Origin of the sequence: Streptomyces sp. NPDC017979 (assembly GCF_044328175.1) — a bacterium.
In the GTDB taxonomy this organism is placed as follows: domain Bacteria; phylum Actinomycetota; class Actinomycetes; order Streptomycetales; family Streptomycetaceae; genus Streptomyces.
Map to the genome: position 1 here is coordinate 96,222 of NZ_JBIRGU010000003.1, position 19,685 is coordinate 115,906.

Annotated in this window: 20 protein-coding genes and 1 tRNA gene; 8 read left to right on the top strand and 13 right to left on the bottom strand. The window is 73.1% G+C overall.

What is annotated here, in order from left to right:
• Positions 1-22: 22 nt before the first annotated feature.
• Positions 23-928: an NADP-dependent oxidoreductase gene (locus ACH4E8_RS10035; protein WP_398446259.1), complete on the top strand. Its 906-nt coding sequence runs from the start codon at positions 23-25 to the stop codon at positions 926-928.
• 26 nt (positions 929-954) lie between these two features.
• On the opposite strand, the gene ACH4E8_RS10040 is transcribed toward ACH4E8_RS10035, so the two are convergent.
• The 7 genes from ACH4E8_RS10040 to ACH4E8_RS10070 form a co-directional block, all read right to left on the bottom strand.
• On the bottom strand, positions 955-2,250 hold the full coding sequence (locus tag ACH4E8_RS10040; protein WP_398446261.1) for an oxygenase MpaB family protein: 1,296 nt from the start codon (positions 2,248-2,250) through the stop codon (positions 955-957).
• A gap of 77 nt (positions 2,251-2,327) precedes the next feature.
• Positions 2,328-3,464: a polyprenyl synthetase family protein gene (locus ACH4E8_RS10045; protein ID WP_398446263.1), complete on the bottom strand. Its 1,137-nt coding sequence runs from the start codon at positions 3,462-3,464 to the stop codon at positions 2,328-2,330.
• Entirely contained in the window at positions 3,464-3,847 is a 384-nt protein-coding gene (locus ACH4E8_RS10050) for a hypothetical protein (protein WP_398446265.1), read from the bottom strand. The genes ACH4E8_RS10045 and ACH4E8_RS10050 overlap by 1 nt, the downstream gene beginning before the upstream one ends.
• 211 nt (positions 3,848-4,058) lie before the next feature.
• Positions 4,059-4,946: an acyl-CoA thioesterase gene (locus ACH4E8_RS10055; protein WP_398446267.1), complete on the bottom strand. Its 888-nt coding sequence runs from the start codon at positions 4,944-4,946 to the stop codon at positions 4,059-4,061.
• 324 nt (positions 4,947-5,270) lie between these two features.
• Positions 5,271-6,929: an ABC-F family ATP-binding cassette domain-containing protein gene (locus ACH4E8_RS10060; protein ID WP_398446269.1), complete on the bottom strand. Its 1,659-nt coding sequence runs from the start codon at positions 6,927-6,929 to the stop codon at positions 5,271-5,273.
• 83 nt (positions 6,930-7,012) lie between these two features.
• Positions 7,013-8,671, bottom strand: a complete 1,659-nt coding sequence (locus ACH4E8_RS10065) for an ABC-F family ATP-binding cassette domain-containing protein (protein ID WP_398446271.1) — start codon at positions 8,669-8,671, stop codon at positions 7,013-7,015.
• Between the two features lie 228 nt (positions 8,672-8,899).
• Complete coding sequence (locus ACH4E8_RS10070; protein ID WP_398446273.1) at positions 8,900-9,661, bottom strand: adenosylcobinamide amidohydrolase; 762 nt, start codon at positions 9,659-9,661, stop codon at positions 8,900-8,902.
• Between the two features lie 170 nt (positions 9,662-9,831).
• Here ACH4E8_RS10070 and ACH4E8_RS10075 point away from each other — a divergent pair, with 170 nt between their 5' ends.
• On the top strand, positions 9,832-10,545 hold the full coding sequence (locus tag ACH4E8_RS10075) for a DinB family protein (protein WP_398446275.1): 714 nt from the start codon (positions 9,832-9,834) through the stop codon (positions 10,543-10,545).
• Positions 10,546-10,568: 23 nt separating this feature from the next.
• Here the strand turns inward: ACH4E8_RS10075 and ACH4E8_RS10080 are convergent, their stop codons facing one another.
• From ACH4E8_RS10080 to rpmG, 5 genes are all read right to left on the bottom strand, one after another.
• Entirely contained in the window at positions 10,569-11,759 is a 1,191-nt protein-coding gene (locus ACH4E8_RS10080; RefSeq protein WP_398446277.1) for an SUKH-4 family immunity protein, read from the bottom strand.
• Positions 11,760-11,923: 164 nt separating this feature from the next.
• Positions 11,924-12,157 (bottom strand): 30S ribosomal protein S18, encoded by a 234-nt coding sequence (gene rpsR / locus ACH4E8_RS10085; protein WP_398446279.1) that lies wholly within the window; start codon positions 12,155-12,157, stop codon positions 11,924-11,926.
• A gap of 80 nt (positions 12,158-12,237) precedes the next feature.
• Positions 12,238-13,389, bottom strand: coding sequence for a CobW family GTP-binding protein (locus tag ACH4E8_RS10090; RefSeq protein WP_398446281.1), 1,152 nt, complete (start codon positions 13,387-13,389; stop codon positions 12,238-12,240).
• On the bottom strand, positions 13,389-13,634 hold the full coding sequence (locus tag ACH4E8_RS10095; protein ID WP_398446283.1) for a type B 50S ribosomal protein L31: 246 nt from the start codon (positions 13,632-13,634) through the stop codon (positions 13,389-13,391). Before ACH4E8_RS10095 ends, ACH4E8_RS10090 begins: the two co-directional genes overlap by 1 nt.
• Before the next feature lie 45 nt (positions 13,635-13,679).
• Entirely contained in the window at positions 13,680-13,844 is a 165-nt protein-coding gene (rpmG, locus tag ACH4E8_RS10100; RefSeq protein WP_398446286.1) for a 50S ribosomal protein L33, read from the bottom strand.
• Positions 13,845-13,912: 68 nt separating this feature from the next.
• Between rpmG and rpmB the strand changes: the two genes are divergently transcribed.
• Genes rpmB through rpmF form a run of 3 tightly spaced genes read left to right on the top strand, consistent with a single transcriptional unit; the run spans position 13,913 to position 14,666 of the window.
• Positions 13,913-14,149, top strand: a complete 237-nt coding sequence (rpmB, locus tag ACH4E8_RS10105; RefSeq protein ID WP_398446288.1) for a 50S ribosomal protein L28 — start codon at positions 13,913-13,915, stop codon at positions 14,147-14,149.
• Entirely contained in the window at positions 14,149-14,454 is a 306-nt protein-coding gene (rpsN, locus tag ACH4E8_RS10110) for a 30S ribosomal protein S14 (protein ID WP_398446290.1), read from the top strand. Before rpmB ends, rpsN begins: the two co-directional genes overlap by 1 nt.
• A 41-nt stretch (positions 14,455-14,495) precedes the next feature.
• The gene (rpmF, locus tag ACH4E8_RS10115; protein ID WP_398446292.1) at positions 14,496-14,666 is read left to right on the top strand and encodes a 50S ribosomal protein L32; all 171 of its coding nucleotides are present in this window, start codon (positions 14,496-14,498) and stop codon (positions 14,664-14,666) included.
• A 271-nt stretch (positions 14,667-14,937) separates the two neighbouring features.
• Here rpmF and ACH4E8_RS10120 read toward each other — a convergent pair.
• Positions 14,938-15,013: transfer RNA gene (locus ACH4E8_RS10120), tRNA-Arg, on the bottom strand.
• Positions 15,014-15,323: 310 nt separating this feature from the next.
• On the opposite strand from ACH4E8_RS10120, the gene ACH4E8_RS10125 reads away from it, so the two are divergent.
• The 3 genes from ACH4E8_RS10125 to ACH4E8_RS10135 all read left to right on the top strand — a co-directional run bounded on the left by ACH4E8_RS10125 (position 15,324) and on the right by ACH4E8_RS10135 (position 19,448).
• The gene (locus tag ACH4E8_RS10125; protein WP_398446294.1) at positions 15,324-16,916 is read left to right on the top strand and encodes a dynamin family protein; all 1,593 of its coding nucleotides are present in this window, start codon (positions 15,324-15,326) and stop codon (positions 16,914-16,916) included.
• 17 nt (positions 16,917-16,933) lie between these two features.
• The gene (locus ACH4E8_RS10130) at positions 16,934-18,832 is read left to right on the top strand and encodes a GTP-binding protein (protein WP_398447265.1); all 1,899 of its coding nucleotides are present in this window, start codon (positions 16,934-16,936) and stop codon (positions 18,830-18,832) included.
• Positions 18,833-18,992: 160 nt separating this feature from the next.
• On the top strand, positions 18,993-19,448 hold the full coding sequence (locus ACH4E8_RS10135; protein ID WP_398447267.1) for a single-stranded DNA-binding protein: 456 nt from the start codon (positions 18,993-18,995) through the stop codon (positions 19,446-19,448).
• Positions 19,449-19,685: the final 237 nt, after the last annotated feature.

Sequence of the window (19,685 nt, forward strand, 5' to 3'; positions counted from 1 at the left end):
GCGACGGAAGAGGGCGGCAGCGGTGGAAGCGATCCAGTACGAGGAGTTCGGCGGGCCCGAGGTGTTGCAACTGCGGGAGGTCGACGACCCGCACGCCGGCCCCGGCCAGGTCCGCCTGCGGGTCGTGGCCGCCGCCGTCAACCCGTACGACCACAAGATCCGCAGCGGCTCCCTCCAAGGCGTCTTCACGACCCCGTTGCCCCAGGTCCCCGGCGTCGAAGCGGCCGGCGTCGTGGACGAGGTGGGCGAGGGCGTGACCCATCTCGCCGTCGGCGACGAGGCGTTCGGCTTCACCGACACCGGCGGATACGCCCCGTACGCTCTGGCCACCGTCGTCGTGCGCAAGCCGGACGGGCTCTCCTTCGAGGAGGCCGCGGCCCTCCCGACCTCCGCCGAGACCGCACAGCGCGCCCTCGGCCTGCTGCACCTGGAAGCGGGGGAGACGATCCTCATCCACGGCGCATCGGGCAGCGTCGGCACGGCGGCCGTGCAACTGGCGCTCTCCCGCGGGGCCCGGGTGATCGGCACCGCGTCCGCCGCCCGCCACTCCGCGCTGCGCGCCCTCGGCGTGACGCCGGTGGCGTACGGGGACGGCCTGGTGGCCCGGGTCCGCGCGGTCGCCCCCGACGGGGTGGACGCGGTCCTGGACACGGCCGGCAAGGGCGCGCTCCCGGACTCCATCGAACTGCGCGGCGGCACCACCGAACGCATCGTCACCATCGCCGACCCGGACGCCGCGAAGTACGGCGTCATCTACACGTCGAAGGCCGAGCGCAGCGTGGAGCAACTCGCGGCCCACGCGCGCCTCGCGGCGGAAGGCCGGCTGCGGGTGCCGGTCGCCGAGGTGCTGCCGCTGGCCCAGGCGCCGCGGGCACACGTCGACAGCGAACAGGGCAGCGTCTCCGGGAAGATCGTCCTGAAGCCCTGAAGCCCTGAAGCCCTGAGGGCCGCCCCTCAAGAAGGCGCGCCCCCGGTGGGGGTGAGCGGCGGCGGGGTCCAGCGGTCCAGGCGCGCCTTCGCCGAGGACACGCCGTACTCGTTCTTCAACTGCTCCGGGATGGCGTACTGCATCACCCGCCCCCGCGTCAGCGAACTCAGCTCGAAGATGCTGGTGTAGTGGCCGAGGCGGTCCAGGGCCCAGGAGGCGAGCGGGGAGCGGTCCTCCAGGGTCTCCAGCACGCCGAGCAGAGCGGGCGCGGCGCGGATCGCGGAGTCCCACACCGCGGAGCGGGGCACGTCCAACCAGTCGGCCACGGTGTCCCCGACGAGGTAGCGGATCATCGCCGGGACGACCGGGTCGAAGACCGTGCCGGGGACGACCTCCTCGTACAGGTCGATGAGCTGACGGGTGAGGCGGACGCCCTCCTCCGAGGGGCCCATGTGGCGGGTGAGGTACAGGTCGCCGAAGAGCCTCGCCTCGTCGAGGTCCTTCGGCATGTGGGCCAGGTCGATGCCGAGCATCGCGCCCACGACCCGCCAGGCGTAGTAGTACGCGTCGGCGCCCTCGTTCGACATGTGGATGCCGAGCCGGTGCAGGGAGTCGAGGACCGTGAGGGAGAACGCGACCTGGCCGCCGATCATGTCCTCCAGACAGATCGGCACGCCCAGGTTCGCCACGTCCCAGCGGTCCTCGCGCCGGAGGTGGTGGCGGATCGACGCGTGCAGCAGCCGGACCTTCTGCGCGGCCGGGATGAAGCGGCTGCCGGCCTCGAAGGCGTTCGACTGCATCAGGTAGACGGTGAACTGCCCGGTCTCCGCCATGCGCCGGGAGGGGTACTCCAGCGAATGGGTCGCGCTCAGCAACTTCGCCACGTGCGGGATCGCGTAGCAGGCGGGCATCGAGGCGAAGGAGAGCGCCGTCGACACGTGGACGTTGTTGTCGATGAAGAAGAGCCGGGCCCGCTCCATCTCGCCCCAGTCCACCCAGGAGGGCGGCATCGCGGTCGCTTCGAGGTATTCGCGGGCGACGTCGGGCAGCCCCTCGGGCAGGTCCTGACCGGCGGTGGAGAACCAGCGCATCAGGGTGTTGAACTTCCCCATCTCGCCGCGCTCGAACAACTCCGCGACCGTGGCGTCCGCCAACTCGTCGCCGACCAGGCGCAGGGCGTTCAGGGACTCGTTCGTGTACGTCGGGACGGTGCCGGCCCCGGCGCCCTCCCCGGCTCCGGCCCCGGCACCCTGCCCGGAACCGTGCCCAGCTCTGTCGACCCGGTCAGCTCCGGACGTCTGTTCCGCTCCGGTGGAGGTCATGGCGCAGGCTTCCTCTCGATTCGTACGAACTCGGGTGTCGGGCGGGATCGGGGGGCGATCGGGGCAGCGGGCCGGGGTCAGGCGGCCCGGGCCAGGCAGTGGCGTGCCAACTCGTGCAGCGCCGTGGCGACGTGCGGCGCGAGCCGCCCCGCCGTCAGCGCCGCGTCCACGACCTCGGCCGCCGACTCGGCCCGCGCGGCGATCAGGTCCTCCACTTCGCGGCGGGCCCCGGTGCGCTCGGCCAGCTCCCGGAACCGGTCGAGCCGCTGCGCGCCTGATCGGCGCTCCAACACCGCCCGCAGCTCGCGCCGTTCGCCGTCCGACGCCAGTTGCTTCATCAGGGCCAGCAGCACCGTGGGCCGGGCCCCGTCGATGTCGTCGAGGTTCGACTTGCCGGTCGCGCCCGGGGTGCCGAAGACGCCCAGCAGGTCGTCCCGTAGCTGGAACGCCTCGCCGAGCGGTACGCCGTAGGCCGTGAACGTCTCCAGCAGCGCGGGCGGCGCCCCGCCGAGGAGGGCGCCGATGTGGAGGGGGTGCTCCACGGTGTACTTCGCCGTCTTGTACCGGACGATCTGGAGGGAGTCGCGCGGGTCCGCGGCGCCGTCGGCGCCCGGGCGGGTGCGCAGCACCTCCAGGCACTCCCCGGCGACCAACTCGCGGGCGAGCGTCGCCCACAGCGGCCGGGCCCGGTTCAGATACCCGCTCGGCAGCCCGCAGTCGGTGAAGAGCTGGCCCGCCCAGGAGATCAACAGGTCACCGGTGAGCAGCGCGAGAGCGCGGCCGGCCGCCGCTCGACCGGGGCCGTTCGGCCACTCCTTCCGGGGCGGCGCCAGCGCGAGGTGCGCGGTGGGCAGGCCGTGCCGCACCGGGCTGTGGTCGATGATGTCGTCGTGCACGACGGCCGCCGCGTGCACCAACTCCATGGCCGCGGCAGCCCGTACGACGTCGTCGCCGTCGTCCCGGCCGGCGGCCCGCCAGCCCCAGTAGCAGAACGCCGCGCGCAGCCGCTTGCCGCGCGACACGATCGATCGGAGCTGGTCGCCGAGCGGTTTCAACTCGGGGTCGATCGCCTCCAACAGCGCGGTCTCGTCCCGGGCGAAGACGCCCAGTTCGTGATCGATCCGCGCCTTCAGGGTGCTCAGGGGCACCGCGGTCTGCTCCGGACGCCCGTGTCGTGCGCCGGCGCCGGCCCTGTCGGCCGCGAACGCCGTCATCAGCCGGCGCCCTCGGGCGCGCCGGCCGGCGCGCGGCCGGTGGCGTCCGCCTGCGCTTCGCGCAGCCGTCGTGCCACCAACTCCATGTGCGGCTCGCCCAGTGCCAGGGATCCCACGGACGGCACGGACCCGGGGGTGAGGGCCGAGCCCAGGCCGCTGTTGCGCCCGCGGGCCACCAGGTCCTCGCGCACGTCGCCCGCGAGATCGAGGAGGTCGGATCTGCTCAGCAGGGCGCGCACCCGTCGTAACGCCCCCTCGGCCTGTTCGAGCACCAGGTCCACGGCCCCGGCCACGGCCATGACGGCCTCGTCGGAGCGCCGGCCCGCGCCCGCCCCGGCCCCCTGCTGGTCCTGCTGCCCTCCGGGGTGTTGCTCCTGCGTCATCGGCCCGCCCCCTGCGTCGGATGCTTCTGTCGTCCGCAACGGGCTGCCCACCGCTCATCGCACTACTCCGAAAATCCATCGATCGGGTGACGCGATGGGCGCATTGGGTGTCGGAGTGGTGATCCGTGCGCGGCGCGCTCCCGCGCGGCCTGAGGCCCCGGGCCGCTGGGACGCCGAGGCGCTGCGGACCCGAGCGGGGCCCGCCGGACGACTACCGCGCGGGCCTCGCCGGCCTGAGCACCGCCTCCTGGACGACGTGCGCGATCAGCCGCCCGTCGTGCCCCCACACGTCGGCGAAGGCGAGCCCCCGGCCGTCCGCCGCCGACGGGCTGCGCTGCGAGAACAGCAGCCACTCGTCGGCCCGGAACGGCCGGTGGTACCAAATGGCGTGGTCCAGGGAGGTCATGAAGACCGAGGACGGCTCCTCCCGCAGCGGCCGGGGCCGCTCCAGCGACAGCGCCGCGGTCGGAGCGAGCAGCAGGTCCGACGCGTACGCCAGGGCGCAGGCGTGCAGCAGCGGGTCGTCCCCCAGCGGATCGGTGGCCCGGATCCACAACTTCTGCTCGGTCAGCCCCGGCGTCGTCGGCTCCGCGGGGCCCGGCAGCCGCCGCACCTCCAGGGCGTAGGGGAAGACCAACTGCTCGAAGTCCGCGGGGGAGGTCTGCGCCCACAGTTCGAAGAGGTCCGGTACGGCGTCGGGGGCGGGCGTCGCCGGCATCGCCGGCTGGCGGTCGTAACCGTCCTCGGTCGACTTGAACGACGCCGACAGCGTGAAGATCACCTCGCCCTCCTGCCGGGCGGTCACCCGGCGGGAGGAGAAGGCGCGCCCGTCGCGCAGCCGCTCCACGGCGTACACGATCGGCCGGGCCGGGTCACCGCCGCGCAGGAAGTACCCGTGCAGCGAGTGCACGGCCGACTGCACCCCGCCGCCGCCCACCGTGCCGCCGGCGGCGGTGAGCGCCTGGGCCGCGACCTGACCGCCGAAGGCGCGCAGCGGCAGCCCTTCGTGGCACCAGCCCCGGAAGAGGTCGCGGTCCAAACGCTCCAGGCTGAGGAATCCGGTCAGGCTCCGAGCTCCGGCAGGGACGGTCCCGCTCATCCCGACCTCCGTTCCGCAGGGTTCGACACATGGCTACCAGCGCAGCATAAGTAAATATTGGCTAACTGCCTAGGGTGTGACGTGTCAACTAGTGGTCGCCACACTTGGTGTACATATGTCGACAGTTCCGAGACGGCTCTCTGATGGTGAATGCGGCCTAACTTAATGAGCGGTGGTGTTCAGGTATCTCACCCAGTCTCTGCACGGCGCCGTGCAGCAGCGCCCCGACGAGCCCGCCACCATCTGCGGGGAGCGGGTGCGCTCCGTGCGGGAGGTGGCGGAACGGGTGGCCCGTACGGAGCGCACCCGCCCCACCCGTACCGCCTACCCCTGCCCCCCGTCCGCAGGCGCCGCCGTCATCCGCAGCTCCCGGCCCTGCCAGCGCCGCCGCAGCCAACGGTCGTGGCTGGCCACGACGATCGCCCCCGGCCCGCTGCCGAGCGCCGCCTCCAACTCGTCGCACAGCCTCGGCGAAAGGTGGTTCGTGGGCTCGTCCAGCAGCAGGAGCGCCGGCGGACGGGCCACCAGCAGCGCCAGCGCCAACCGGCGCCGCTGCCCGACCGACAGGTGCCCCACCGGCTTGTCCAGGTCCCCGCCGTGCACCAGGCCCAGCGAGCCGAGCGGCACCGCCTCCGCCCGTTCCGCGCCGAGCGAACGCAGATACGTGTCCCGCACGGTGCGCTCCGGCCGGTCGAAGACGGTGTCCTGCGCCAGCAGCCCCACCGTCAGCCCGTCCCGGCGTCGCACCGCGCCGTCCGCCGCGAGCCGGCCCGCGAGCACCGCGAGCAACGTGGACTTCCCTGCCCCGTTGCCGCCCGTGACCAGCAGGCGTTCCGTCGCCGACACCTCCAGGTGCTCAACGGCCAGCCGGCCCGGCACCCGTACGTCGTGCAGCGCCACCAACGGCCGGTCCGCCCCGGTCGCAGGGTCCGGTGCCGGCTCCGCCGCCAGCTCGGTGCGCCGTAGCCGCAGCGGCTCCGGCGGCTCGTCGACCTGGGTGCGCAGCAACTCGTCCAACCTGCGCGCCGCGTTCCGCACCCGCCGCGACACCTGCTTCTGCACCCGGTCGGCGCGGAAGTCGTACCCCATCTTCTCGTTGTCCCGCCGCTCCCGGTCCGGCGCGACGAGTCGGGCGGTGACGCCGACCGAGCGGCGCAGCGCGACCAACTCCTCCTGCTCCTCGGCGTACCGCCGCTCCCAGCGCACCCGTTCGGCCCGCTTCTGCGCGAGGTAGGCGCTGTAGTTGCCGCCGTAGCGCACCGGTCCGTCGACGGCCGGGTCCAGGTCGACGACGTCCGTGCACACCGCGTCCAAGAACGCCCGGTCGTGGCTGGCGAGCACCACGGCACCCGGCAGCTCCCGCACCTGCTCCTCCAAGAACGCGGCGGCCTCGTCGTCCAGGTGGTTCGTCGGCTCGTCCAACAGCAGCGCCGAGGGGCGGCGCACCAGCAACGCGGCCAGCGCCAGCCGCCCGCGCTGTCCGCCCGAGAGCGAGTCCACCCGCCGCTCGTGCCCGAGCGCCCCGAGACCGAGCCCCTGGAGGACGAGGCCGGCGCGCCGGTCGGCGTCCCAGGCGTCCCGCTCCTGGGCCCGCTCCAGGCGCCGGCCGTACGCGTCGAGCAGCTCCGCGTGGCCCGGCGAACCCTCCGGGGCGAGGGCGACCTCCTCGCTCAGGCGCGCCAGTTCGGCAAGGTCCTCCCGGGCCTCGCGCAGTGCGTCGGCCAGTACGTCGGCGATCGTCCAGGACGTTTCGTACGACACCTCCTGGCGGAGGAAGCCCACGTCGGCGGGGCGGGTGACGGAGCCGGACTCGGGCTCGTCCACCCCCGCCAGCAGACGCAGCAGAGTCGACTTGCCGACTCCGTTCTCCCCGATCAGTCCGATGCGGTGACCGGGGGAGGCGGTGAGGCCGACGCCGTCGAGCACGCGTCGACCGGCGAGTACGCGGACGAGGTCATGGGCGAGCAGGGCGGGTTGCGACATGGTGTCAGTCCATCCAACGTGATCGTTCGCTCGGCCTGCGGGCGAGTGCCTCGGGCGGGCCCGGTCATCGACACGTCAGCGGGTCACACCTGCGCCGCTCCCGTCTCCTTGAGCGCGCCGTCCGCCAGCCGCAGCCAGCGGTTCACTCCGATCTGCGCGAGGAACCGCTCGTCGTGGCTGACCACCACGAACGCCCCCCGGTACGACGTGAGCGCCCCCTCCAACTGGCCCACGCTCACCAGGTCCAGGTTGTTCGTCGGCTCGTCCAGCAGCAACAACTGCGGCGCCGGCTCGGCGCACAGGACGCACGCCAACGTCGCGCGCAGCCGCTCGCCCCCGGAGAGCACCCCGACCGGCAGGTGCGCCCGGGCACCCCGGAACAGGAAGCGCGCGAGCAGGTTCATCCGCTCGGCCTCCGGACGGCCCGGGGCGAACGTGGCGAAGTTCTCCGCGACCGTACGGTCCGCCGCCAGCAGGTCCAGCCGCTGCGAGAGGTACGCGATCCGGCCGTCGGCCCGCCGCACCTCCCCGCCCGTGAGCGCCAGGTCCCCGCTGATCAGCCGCATCAGCGTGGTCTTGCCCGCGCCGTTCGGGCCGGTCAGCGCGATGCGCTCGGGCCCCCTGACCGTCAGGTCGACGCCCGCCGCGCCGAACGCGGCCCGCTCCCCGAGCCGCGTCTGTAGGCCCTCGCCGAGGAAGAGGGTGCGCCCGGCGGGCACGTCGGTGTCCGGCAGGTCCAGCGTGATGCGCTGCTCGTCGCGGAGCGCGCGGCCCGCCTCGTCCAGCCGGGCCTTCGCCTCGCTCACCCGGGAGGAGTGCATCTGCCCGGCCCGGCCCGCGGACTCCTGCGCGCCCCGCTTCATGTTCCCGGCGAAGATGCGCGGCAGGCCGGCGCTCTTGAGGTTGCGCGCGGCGTTGCTCGCCCGGCGCTCGGCGCGCTCCCGGGCCTGCTGCATCTCCCGCTTCTCGCGCTTGAGCTCCTGCTCCGCGTTGCGCACGTTCTTCTCGGCGACCTCCTGCTCCGCCTGCACCGCCGCCTCGTACTCGGTGAAGTTTCCCCCGTACAGGCGCAGTTCGCTGCGGCCGAGCTCGGCGATCCGCTCCATCCGGTCCAGCAGCACCCGGTCGTGGCTGACCAGCAGCAGACAGCCCTGCCAACCCTCCAGCACGTCGTAGAGCTTGTGGCGGGCTTCGAGGTCGAGGTTGTTGGTCGGCTCGTCCAGCAGCAGCACGTCCGGGTTGCGGATGAGCTGGGCGGCGAGCCCGAGCGACACGACCTGGCCGCCGCTGAGCGTGCCGAGGGCGCGGTCCAGGGCGAGCCCGTCGAGACCGAGCCGGTCGAGCTGGACGCGGGTGCGCTCCTCGATGTCCCAGTCGTCGCCGATGGTCGCGAAGTGCTCCTCGGCCACGTCCCCGGACTCGACGGCGTCAAGCGCCCGGATCACCGCGTCCACGCCCAGGACCTGGGCCACGGTGAGGTCGGCGGTCAGCGGCAGGCTCTGCGGCAGGTACCCCAGCGTGCCGTTGACGGACACCGCACCGGCGCCGGGCCGCAGCTCGCCGGCGATCAGCCTCAGCAGGGTGCTCTTGCCGGCGCCGTTGGGCGCGACGAGTCCCGTGCGGCCCGTGCCCACGCTGAAGGACAGGTCCTCGAAGACGGGGGTGTCGTCGGGCCAGGCGAAGGACAGGTTCGAGCAGACGACGGAAGAAGCAGCAGAAGGCGCAACAGAAGACACAGACATGGAGCCACCTCGAAGGAGACGGTGCGGAGGGCGGCGCGGCGCACGCAGGGGCCGCCGCCTCGGCAGACGGGGAAAGGGGGACGACTGAGGGGCCACTTGCGGCGGTGCTCCGATGCACCGGCCGGTGGCCGTCAGATCCGGGTATCACCCGGAGATGTCGTCGTCACCCACCAACACGTCTGCCACTCCTCGACTACATGATGATCTTCCCGGGGAGTGTAACACGCGTCACCCAGTGCTTGCGGGGCTCCGCAGGTCAGCGGCGCCTGGTGGACACGGCGCGGGTACGGACGTCCGTACGGCCTCGTACACGGCGCGCGCCAGTCGGGCGCCCCACAGCGAGCGGGGGCCGGCGAAGGGGTGGACCTCGGCGCCGTCGCGGGGCGTGCGCACGGCGATGCAGACCGCGTCGGTGGGGGTGCCGGAGCAGTCGTAACCGGCGCTGAGCAGGGCTTGGACCTTGGCTTCGGTGGCCGTGGCGACCGCGTTCACCAAGGCCGCGTCGGTCAGCGCGACGGGCAGCGCGACGATCACGTTGATGGTGCCGGGCGGGGTGGCCGTGGCTGCGGCTGCGTTCGCGGCGGGGTTGCTGGACGGGGCGGGGCTGCTGGATGGCGCAGCGGCCCAGCCGCGGACCCGGAGGCCCGCGGTGGCGACCGCGTCCACTCCGCCGTCGTGCCCGCACCCGTACGCACTGACGTCGGCGGCGGTCATGAGCCCCACCCCCGGCCCGAGCGCCCCCGAGGCGTCGGCCAGCTCGGCGAGGTGCGCGTCGGGGTCGGTGCGCAGGTAACCGTGGGCGACCTGGGCGTTGAGGACCCAGGAACGCTCGCCCAGCCCTCCGCCCAGCACGGCGCTGCTGATCATCCGCCAGCCCGGCCCGGCCCGCCACAGCAGGGATCCCAACCGCTCGCCGCCCTCGATGCGGGTCAGCCGGTCGACCACCAACGGTCCGGCGGCGGCGCGGGGCGGCGGAACGGCGACGCTCAACCGAAGCACTCCTCGTACGGCGGACGGAACGGGCCGATCGTACGCGTACGGCTCCGGGCGCGGTCCGGGTGCGGTCCGGCAGGGAAAGCCGTCGCGCCGGCCGGTGCGGGCCGCTAGCTTGCGCTGGAGCACGGCCCGCGAGATCCACGGGCGCGCGAAAGGAGCCGGACATGGGGGACGGGCAGGTACGGATGGACCGCCTGGGCTTGCTGTTGGAACAGTTCGACTGGGCAAGGGAGATGGCGGAAGTACGGCTCGCGGGGCTCAGCGACGAGGAGTACCTGTGGGAGCCGGCACCCGACTGCTGGTCGATCCGGCGCCGGGCCGAAGCGACGACGCCCAGGGCGTTCGGGCCGGGGGAGTGGCTGCTCGACCAGGGCGCCCCGGACATCCCGGCGAGCGAGTACGCCGAAGTCGCCCGGCAGGTCGCCGGCGGGATGACCGTCGCGAAGATCGCCGAGGACTGGAGCGTCACCGTCGAGCGGGTCGAGCAGGTCCTCGCCCACGTCGGCCCGCCGCCGCCCGACGACGCCCCGGTCACCACCATCGCCTGGCGACTGGGCCACCTGCACTACTGCTTCGCGGGCGAGTGGGAGTGGACCTTCGGCGAGCGGCGCCGGGACCCCAAGCTGATGGTCGACTTCAGCCCCTCCGCCGACGCGGCCGTCGAGCGGTTCTGGGCGACGATCGACCGCTGGCGCGAGGGCGTGGCCACCGTGACCGAGGAGCAACTCGACACCGTCGGCTTCTCCCAGTACCCCTACGGCTCCGCGCCCGACGACCCGTACGCCTTCGTGCTGACGGGCAGCAACCTCGAATTCATCCACCACATGGCCGAGATCGCCCTCCTCCGCGACCTGTGGCGAACCCGGACCAGGACCTAGCGAGGGTCTCGCACCTGTCGGGCTCAGAGCACCCCACCCGCCTCGTCGTGGAAGACCTCCGGCCAGTACCGGAAGTCGTCCGGGTGCGCGGCGGGCACGCAGGCGACCGGGTCGACCGAGGCCAGGACCTCCACCATGGTGTCGGCCAGCGGGTGGTAGAAGTCCTGGGTGAAGTCGTGCTCCTCGTTCAACTCGCGCTCGCACTGGTGCAGCCAGAGGGTGAACGCCAGCGTCGACACGTCGGCGTTCACCGGGACGACGTCGGCGCTGCCGAACTGCGCGTAGGACAGCGCACCGCTCCGGCCGTCGAGCAGCACCTCGAAGTCGTGGACCAGCCCGCCGAGCACGATCAGGTGTTCCGCGTCGACCGGCAGCGGTCCGCCGCCCTCGCGGTCCCGTGCGACGACGGGCAGGGGCTCCGCAGCCGGCCCGGAGAACATGATCCCGTCGCCGGGGAGCCCGACCTCGGTCAGGAACCGCCGCGTCGGCTCGTGCACCAGGGCCGCCGGCAACTGCTCCTCGGTCAACCGCACCACCTCGTCCGCCCCGAACGCGTCCTCCAAGAGCCCAACCGGCAGCTCCAGCGCCAGCCCGCGCCCCGGGCCGGCCATCAGCCCCAGCGGACGGACCGTCGCCGCGATCCGCCAGAGCGCCGGTATCTCGTGCTCCCCGTCAGACGGCGGCTCGGCCGCCCCCCAACCGTCCTCGCCCCACTCCTCCGCGTCGAGGACCTCCATGAACAGCGCCTCGGCCTCCTGCACCGCCGTCGGTCCCGACCGCCCCGCCAGCGCGGCGAACCGCCCGCTCCGGCTCCGGAAGTCGTCCACCGCGCCCAAGAACCGCAGGAGCGCGTCGACGGACGGGGCGAGCGGGAACACCTCCGCCGTGCCGGGGGACTTCTCGTACAGCCACATGCTGTGCACCCGCCCGGTGGCCCCGTCGACGACGACCTCCTCGCCCTCCGGGTCCCCCTCCACCACCAGGTGGCCTATCAGCACCAGCTCCGCCAACTCCCCGTCCAGCTCGGCCGGATCACCGCCGAGCGCGATCAGGCGCTCGCGGACCGTCGGCGCGACCGGCGCGGCGAGCGGATGGAAGCTGACCAGCCCGTGCCCGTGCAGCCCCGCGCCCCGGGTGAGGGCCCGCCGCGTGGGCGCGTGGACGATCGACGGGTGCAGTGCCTGCTCCGGCACGACGACGTGGCTCGCGGACATGGTTTCCCCAGGGGTGTTGTGCGAGTGCTGTTGTACGGGTGGTGCGGTGCTGGTGGTGCGGTGTGAGTTCGAGCGACTACCACGGTAGGTGCCACCACTGACAACGGCCCCCTGACGGCCTCCCGACCGCCTCCGCGCCCCCGAGTCGGGGCCGGCCTTCGTCGTCAGCGGCCGGAGTACGGCAACAGGGCCATCTCGCGCGCGTTCTTGATGGCGGCGGCGATGGCCCGCTGCTGCTGGACCGTCACCCGGGTCACCCGACGGCTGCGGATCTTGCCGCGGTCGGAGATGAACCTGCGGAGCAGATCGGTGTCCTTGTAGTCGACGTACGTGATGCCGGCCGCGTCCAGCGGGTTGGGGCGGGCTGCGGCGGGCTTGCGGGGATGGGGACGGGCCATGGGACTCTCCTTGCGGTGGGGTGCGTAACTGGGTTGCGCCAAGGGACGGCAGGACGGGCAGGGCGCCAACGAGCGGCAGGTCAGGCGGCGTCGAGGAGGGCGTCGAAGGCCGCGGGTAGCTGCTTCCACGCCTCCCGCCCCGACGCGTACTCCGCGTCCGTCAGCAGACAGGAGTCGAGGAGCCGCTCCAGCCCGTCCCGGTCGAGCCCGGGCGAGGTGAAGACGAGGTGCTGGCAGCAGTCGCCGTGGTCGGGGTGCCAGTCGAGCGCCGCCGCCGCACGCCGTACCGGGGGCACCATCTCCCAGGCCGCGTCCGGCAGTGAAGCCAGCCACGGACCGGCGCTCTCCACGCACAGCGCCCCGCCCGCCGCGTCCCAGGCGAGCAGCGTGTCCGGCCGGTCCGCGAGCCAGAAGCGCCCGCGGCTGCGCGCCGCCGCGCAGCACAGGTCCTCCAGCGCGTCGTACAGCCGCTCCGGGTGGAACGGCCGCCGACGGTGCCAGACGAAGGTGGTCACGCCGGCCTCGTCCGCGTCCTGCGGGAGCAGCGCGCACGCCGGGTGCTGGGCCGCAGCCGTGGCTTCGACGTCGAAGCCGGCGAGCGCGGCGCCCACGAGCTCCGGCGAACGGGCCGGAACGCGCCGTGCGGTGGGGTGCAGTTGGGCGAGGAGGGCGCGGTCCTCCTCGTCGGCATCGGCGCTGTCGACGACGGCGAGCACGGGGGCGTACTCCAACTGCCGGGCCCAGGTGTCGCCGACGGTCCGTCCGTCCGTGGGGGCCGCGGCCAGTCCGACCTCGGCCAGGTCGTCGCCGTTGCCGAGGTACGGCAGCACGAGGGCCGGGTCCACGGCCGTGATCACGCTCGTCACCAGCAGCCGGTCCCCGCCGCACGCGGCGATGACCTCCGCCATGGCCTTGGGCTCGACCGAGTCCCACAGTTCGACGACGGCGAGCCGGGCCGTACCGCCGTCCGCGAGCCGTTCCAGCTCGGGCACCAGGTCCTCGCGCAGCGCGCAGCACGCGCAGTCGTTGACCAGCTGGGTCTTCGCCTGCGAGAGGACGCCGGAGGCGTCGCGGACGGTGCGCAGCACGGTGCGGTCCGGCGCCGCGGTCAGGTCGTGGTGCAGCGCCGCGCTCCCCGGGACGCTGCGCAGCAGGTGCTCGACGACCTCCTTGCGGGCGTCGCAGTGCAGCCCGGCGACGATCGCGACGGGCAGTCGGTGTGCGCGGTCCATCAACGCGCTCCGTAGCGGCGCTCGAACCGTTCGACCCGGCCGGCGGTGTCGACCACGCGCGCATTGCCCGTGTAGAAGGGGTGGCTCGCCGACGAGATCTCCACGTCGACCACCGGATAGGTGTTGCCGTCCTCCCAGACGACGGTCTTGTCACTGGTCATGGTCGAACGGGTGAGGAAGGCGGCGCCGGAGGCCGAGTCGCGGAAGACGACGGGCCCGTAGGCGGGGTGGATTCCAGGCTTCAAGGCAGGGGTCCTTCGGTAGCGGGGCGGTTTCCGGTGGGCCGCGGGTCAGCGCTCTTCGCGGAAGAGGACGTGTCGGCGGACGACGGGGTCGAACTTGCGCAGCACCAGCCGGTCGGGGTCGTTCCGGCGGTTCTTGCGCGTCACGTAGGTGAATCCGGTGCCCGCGGTGGAGCGGAGCTTGACGACCGGACGGAGCTCGTTGCGTGCCATGAGGGGTAGTATATGGCAATGGTTTTCATTACCAGTAACACTCCCGGCGAGAGGGGCAGCACCCGCCCATGTCCAACCACTGCCAACTGACCGGCGCCAAGCCCGGCTTCGGCAACTCCATCTCCCACTCCCACCGGCGCACCTCGCGCCGCTTCGACCCGAACGTCCAGCGCAAGCGGTACTGGCTGCCCGGCGAGCGGCGATACGTCCGCCTGGTGCTGAGCGCCAAGGCGATCAAGACGGTGGACGCCATCGGCGTCGAAGCCGCCGTGGCCAGGATCCGCGCACGCGGGGGGAGGGTCTGATGGCCAAGAAGAGCAAGATCGCGCGGAACGAGCAGCGCAAGGAGGTCGTGGCGCGCTACGCGGCCCGCCGCGCCGAACTCAAGGAGATCGTCCGCCGCCCGTCCGCCACCCCGGCCGAACGCGACGCCGCCCTGGCCGAACTCCGCCGTCAACCGCGCGACGCCAGCGCCACCCGCGTCCGCAACCGCGACAGCGTCGACGGCCGACCCCGCGGCCACCTGCGCGCCTTCGGCCTCTCCCGCGTACGGATGCGTCAACAGGCGCACGCCGGGTTCCTGCCGGGGGTCACCAAGTCCTCCTGGTAGGCCCCGACCGGCCCACCCCGCCCCACCCTCTAGGAGTTCCCATGGCCGTCCCCAAACGCAAGACGTCCCGCAGCAACACCCGCCACCGCCGCGCCCAGTGGAAGGCGACCGTGCCCCAACTGGTGCCGGTCACGATCGACGGCGTCGTCTACCGAGTGCCGCAACGCCTGGCGAAGGCGTACGAACGGGGCCTCATCCACCCCGAGGGCTGATCCTCGGTGCACCGCCCGGGCCGCCGTTCCCGCGGTGACGTACTGCGTCAACAGCGCTGGCGAATCGGGCGAATCCACCCCTGCCGGCGCCCGCATCGACGTCGAAGCGCGTCGTCGGTGGGGTCGGGTGGTGGTGTCGACGGGGCGTTCGTCTTCATGGGGCCGGGGCGCGGACGGTGCGCGTCCCGGCCCTCGCGTTTGCGCGCCCTCGGTCGCCCTGCCAAACGTTTCTGACCAGCAAAAACGCCCTCCCGTAACGGGAGGGCGCCAGTGGCGCCCCCGGCAGGACTCGAACCTGCGGCCAAGTGCTTAGAAGGCACCTGCTCTATCCACTGAGCTACGGGGGCCGGGTGGTGGTCACGGATAAACGGAGCGTGAGCGTCCATGGCCGTGTCGGGGACAAGGATAGGGCTCCCGTCGCCTTGACCCCGTTGCTTCGCCTGCGTGGCTCTATGTGGAGGTTCGGTGAAGCGAACCGATAATCGCAGGCAGGTGCGATTCCTGCATCGCTTTTCGCGCCTCTTCTCGCGGGTGTTGTGCACTCGTTATGCCTGCGCCCCACTCATCCCCTCTGTCCCTTGTGTCCGATCGGCGCGCAGGCGTGGTCATACGCTTCAAAATGGCGCAAAAATTGGGCATTCTTCGCATGTGGTGACCTTGGATGCACGGCCTCAGTTGATCGACGCCCTGACCGCCCTCCGTGACCGTGTCTCTGCCGTGCGTCTTCCGCTGCCGCTGCCCGGGGCGCCGCGGGCCCGGCAGACGCGGGACGAGTTGCTGGCGCAGCTCGACGACTACCTCGTGCCGCGGCTGCGGGACCCGGCGGCGCCGCTGCTCGCCGTCGTCGGGGGGTCGACCGGGGCCGGGAAGTCGACGCTCGTGAACTCGCTGGTGGGGCGGCGGGTCAGCGAGGCGGGGGTGCTCAGGCCGACGACGCGTACGCCCGTGCTCGTCTGCCACCCGGACGACCAGCACTACTTCTCCGGCGCGCGGGTGCTGCCGCAGCTCACCCGGGTGTGGCTGCCGCACCAGGAGGAGGGCGACGACGGCGGGGCGCCCCGGGGACCGGGGAGCGAACTGCGGGTGGAGAAGGCGTCATCGCTGCCGCGCGGGCTCGCGCTGCTCGACGCGCCGGACATCGACTCCCTCGTCGTGGAGAACCGGTTGCTCGCCGCCGAGCTGATCTGCGCGGCCGACGTGTGGGTGATGGTGACCACGGCGTCCCGGTACGCCGACGCCGTGCCGTGGCACCTGCTGCGCACGGCCAAGGAGTACGACGCCACGCTGATCACCGTGTTGGACCGGGTGCCGCACCAGGTGGTCACGGAGGTGTCCCGGCAGTACGCCGCGCTGCTGACCAAGGCCGGGCTCGGCGAGGTGCCGCGGTTCACCATCCCCGAACTGCCGGAGTCCGCCGGTGGCGGCAGCGGCCTGCTCCCCACCACCGCGGTCGCACCGCTGCACGCCTGGTTGGCGCACCGGGTGCAGGACCCCGCCGCACGCCAACAGGCGCTGGAGCGCACCGCGACGGGCGTGGTGAACTCCCTGAACGCCCGGATGCCCGCGCTGGCTTCCGCCGTCGCCGGGCAGTACGCCGCGACCGTACGCCTGACGGGGGCCGTGGAGGACGCGTACGACAAGGAACGCGCACGGCTGGACAAGCAGCTCAAGACCGGCGCGGTGCTCTCCGGGGACGCGCGCACGCGCTGGCGCGGCTTCCCCCGGGACAGCACCGCGGGCGAGGTGCTGGACTCGCTCGCCGGCAGCCTGTCGGCGCTGGTGCAGTGCGCCGTGGCCGCCGCCGAAGAGCGCGTACGGGAGGTCTGGCGCCGGGACGCCGCCGCGGGCGGGGTGACGTCGGAGCGGCGAACGGACCCCGAGGCGACCGAGCGGATGGGGATGGCCGTTCGGCGTTGGCGGCGTGAGCTGGAGGAACTGGCCGACGAAGAGGTGCGCGGGCTCGAACTGAACCCCGCGCCCGACCCGGAGACCGTGGCCGCGCTCCTCGCCGCAGCGCTCCTGGGCGGACGGCGCGCCAAGGGGGCGGGCGAGAGGCTTGCGGAGCGCATTGGGGCACAGGGTGCATTGAGGTTGCGCGACCGGGGCGCCGAACTGCTCGCGGGCTGCATCGACTCCGTACTCAACGGTGCGCGGGACGCCCGCCTCGCGCCCCTGGACGCCCTCGACGTGACGCCCGAGCCGCAGGCCGAGCTGATCGCCGCGCTGTCCCGACTGCAGAAGGTGAGGTGACGGCGGTGACCGCCATCATGGAGGGCGACGGGAAGAAAGAGGAGCAAGAGGGGGAGCGGCGCTGGGACGACGGGTTGATCGCGCGCCGCAAGCCCGGATCGGGCGCCGACGCAGCCGACCCCGTCGACCCGGCTGCCGTCGCCCCCGCTGCCGTCGAGCCGCCGGCCGACCAAGGCGCCGGCGCGGACGGACGGGCAACTGAGGGGGCGGACGACGACGGGGTCGAAGTCCTCGTCGGGGCCGACTACGGCCGGCCCCTGCGCACCCGCCTCGAAGCGCTGCGCGAGTTGGTCGGCCTGTCCCGTACGCGGCTGGAGGAGGGCGCGCTCGCCGAGGCCGGGCGGGTGCTCGACGAGGCCGTCGCACGGCAGCGGCTGTCCGCCCGGCACACGGTCGTCGCCATCGCGGGTGCGACCGGAAGCGGCAAGTCCACCCTCTTCAACGCGCTCGCCCAGGTGCCGCTGTCGGAGACGGGGCTGCGTCGGCCCACCACGTCGGCGCCGATCGCCTGCAGTTGGTCGGAGGGGGCCGCGGGGCTGCTGGACCGGCTCGCCATCCCGCCGCGGCTGCGCCGTCGGCCGCTCGCGGGCGGCGCTGAGGAACTGTCCGGGCTCGTACTCGTCGACCTGCCCGACCACGACTCGGCGCTGGTGAAGCACCGGGAGCAGGTCGAACGGGTGCTGGCACTGGTGGACGCGGTGATCTGGGTCGTCGATCCGGAGAAGTACGCGGACGCCGCCCTGCACGAGAGGTACTTGCGCCCGCTCGCCGGGCACGCCGAGGTCACCTTCGTCGTGCTCAACCAGGTCGACCGGCTGCCGGGAGAAGCCGCTGACCAGGTGCTGGACGATCTGCGCCGGCTCCTCGACGAGGACGGCATGGCGGTCGGCGAACACGGCGACCCCGGCGCCACGGTGCTGGCGCTCTCCGCCCTTTCGGGGGAGGGGGTCGAGGAACTCCGGGATGCCGTCGGGACGTTCGTCCAGGAGCGGACGGCCGCGGCCCGCCGGCTGTCCGCCGATGTGGACGCGGCGGCCCACGGCCTGCGTGCGGCGTACGTCGCGCACGGCCGTACGGGTCTCGACGAGCGTTCCCGCGAGGACTTCGCGGCCCGGCTCGCCGAGGCGGTGGGTGCGGAGGCGGCCGGCGAGGCGGCCGAGCGCGCCTGGCGCCGGCACGCCGGGCGGGCGTGCGGAACGCCCTGGCTGCGACTGTGGCGCTGGTACGAGCGCAAGCGGGTGCCGGGCGGGGCGCCGTCCTCGTCTCCGGTCCCGGCGGAGGAGGAGTTGACGGCCCGGCAGCGGGTGGAGCAGGCGGTGCGCACGGTCGCCGACGAGGCCGCCGAGGGGCTGCCCGCGCCCTGGGCGCAGGCCGTGCGCGAGGCCGCGGTCCGCGGGGCGGACGGGCTGCCGGAGGCCCTGGACGAACTCTCCGTACGGGAGGCGGCCGTCACGGCGAAGCGGCCGCTGCGGCCCGCGTGGTGGCCCGCTGCGGTGCTGGCGCAGGCGTCGATGACGCTGGTGCAGATCTACGGCGGACTGTGGCTGGTGGGGCAGATCGTGGGGGTGTTCCAGCCGGGGCTCATCGTGCCCGCGCTGTTGATGCTGGCCGGGATCGTCGGCGGGCCGCTGGTCGAGTGGGCGTGCACGGTGGCGGTGCGGGGCCCGGCACGGCGGTACGGGCAGGACGCCCAGCGCCGGCTGCGGGAGGCAGCTGCCGCGTGCGGACGGGCACGGGTGCTCGATCCCGTCGCGGGGGAGTTGATGCGGTACCGGGAGGTGCGGGAGCAGTACGCGACGGTCGCCGGCAATGCGCGCACGGGGCTGGGGGGAGCGCGGGGCGTCGGTGGCGCAGGGAGCGGCAGGGGAGCGGGTGGTGTTCTGGGGGTGACGGGGTTTTCCACAACTCCCCGGTAATCCACAGGCTTCAGCGGGGTTCTTCCATCGGATCCACCATGGAGTTCCGGTCGTCGCGGCGGGTGCGGAGCCTGCGGAGCGGGACGGCACGGGGACGAGACGGAGGCCCGGACGGACCGTGCGGGCCGGACGAAGACGGAAGACGGGGGAGGTGGCCGTCGTGCACGACACGATGGTGACGGTGGTGGGCAACGCCGCCACGGCGGTGGAGTTCCGGGAGTCGGCCCACGGGGCGATGGCGCGGTTCCGGATCGCGGTGACGCCGCGGCGCTGGGACCGCCAGCGCGAGAGCTGGGGCGACGGGCCCACCAGTTTCTACACGGTGGTCGCCTGGCGCGGGCTCGCGGCGAACGTGGCCGGCTCCGTGTCGGTGGGCGATCCGCTGGTGGTCCACGGGCGGCTGCGGGTGCGCGAGGGAGATCGGGGTCCGGACGGGGCCGACGGGGCGTATCCGGCATACGGCGATGCGGCGGAAGGGCCTCGGGACGGGCCGCGGCGGACCTTCGTGGACATCGACGCCGTCGCCGTGGGGCACGATCTGACGCGCGGCACTTCCGCATTTCGACGCGTGGTCAAGGCGGCGCCGAAATCGGATATTCCGGAAGCAGTGTCATAAGGGCGGGCCGGGGCGTCGACGAGATCTCGCCGCCCCATCGCATCGTTCACCAGGTGTTTGTTCCGTCCTTACCCGCCCCTTCCGCGCCGCCATCGCACCTGCTCTGACCTGCGGAAGCCTGGGAAACGGGCAGAGTGACGGCGAAGGGAGTCGGGGAGATTTGTCGACTCACTTAGGGGGGTGGGTAGTTGGTGGGGCCATCGGTGATAACGATTCCGATTCGGAATGGTTATATGA

Bases quoted from the DNA above. Each gene is read 5' to 3' on its own strand.
- ACH4E8_RS10065 (WP_398446271.1), bottom strand. From the start codon at position 8,671: ATGTCTGTGTCTTCTGTTGCGCCTTCTGCTGCTTCTTCCGTCGTCTGC.
- rpmB (WP_398446288.1), top strand. From the start codon at position 13,913: ATGTCCAACCACTGCCAACTGACCGGCGCCAAGCCCGGCTTCGGCAAC.
- rpsN (WP_398446290.1), top strand. From the start codon at position 14,149: ATGGCCAAGAAGAGCAAGATCGCGCGGAACGAGCAGCGCAAGGAGGTC.
- rpsR (WP_398446279.1), bottom strand. From the start codon at position 12,157: ATGGCCCGTCCCCATCCCCGCAAGCCCGCCGCAGCCCGCCCCAACCCG.
- ACH4E8_RS10090 (WP_398446281.1), bottom strand. From the start codon at position 13,389: ATGGACCGCGCACACCGACTGCCCGTCGCGATCGTCGCCGGGCTGCAC.
- ACH4E8_RS10080 (WP_398446277.1), bottom strand. From the start codon at position 11,759: ATGTCCGCGAGCCACGTCGTCGTGCCGGAGCAGGCACTGCACCCGTCG.
- ACH4E8_RS10055 (WP_398446267.1), bottom strand. From the start codon at position 4,946: ATGAGCGGGACCGTCCCTGCCGGAGCTCGGAGCCTGACCGGATTCCTC.
- ACH4E8_RS10045 (WP_398446263.1), bottom strand. From the start codon at position 3,464: ATGACGGCGTTCGCGGCCGACAGGGCCGGCGCCGGCGCACGACACGGG.
- ACH4E8_RS10060 (WP_398446269.1), bottom strand. From the start codon at position 6,929: ATGTCGCAACCCGCCCTGCTCGCCCATGACCTCGTCCGCGTACTCGCC.
- rpmG (WP_398446286.1), bottom strand. From the start codon at position 13,844: ATGGCACGCAACGAGCTCCGTCCGGTCGTCAAGCTCCGCTCCACCGCG.
- ACH4E8_RS10075 (WP_398446275.1), top strand. From the start codon at position 9,832: ATGGGGGACGGGCAGGTACGGATGGACCGCCTGGGCTTGCTGTTGGAA.
- ACH4E8_RS10130 (WP_398447265.1), top strand. From the start codon at position 16,934: ATGGAGGGCGACGGGAAGAAAGAGGAGCAAGAGGGGGAGCGGCGCTGG.
- ACH4E8_RS10050 (WP_398446265.1), bottom strand. From the start codon at position 3,847: ATGACGCAGGAGCAACACCCCGGAGGGCAGCAGGACCAGCAGGGGGCC.
- rpmF (WP_398446292.1), top strand. From the start codon at position 14,496: ATGGCCGTCCCCAAACGCAAGACGTCCCGCAGCAACACCCGCCACCGC.
- ACH4E8_RS10040 (WP_398446261.1), bottom strand. From the start codon at position 2,250: ATGACCTCCACCGGAGCGGAACAGACGTCCGGAGCTGACCGGGTCGAC.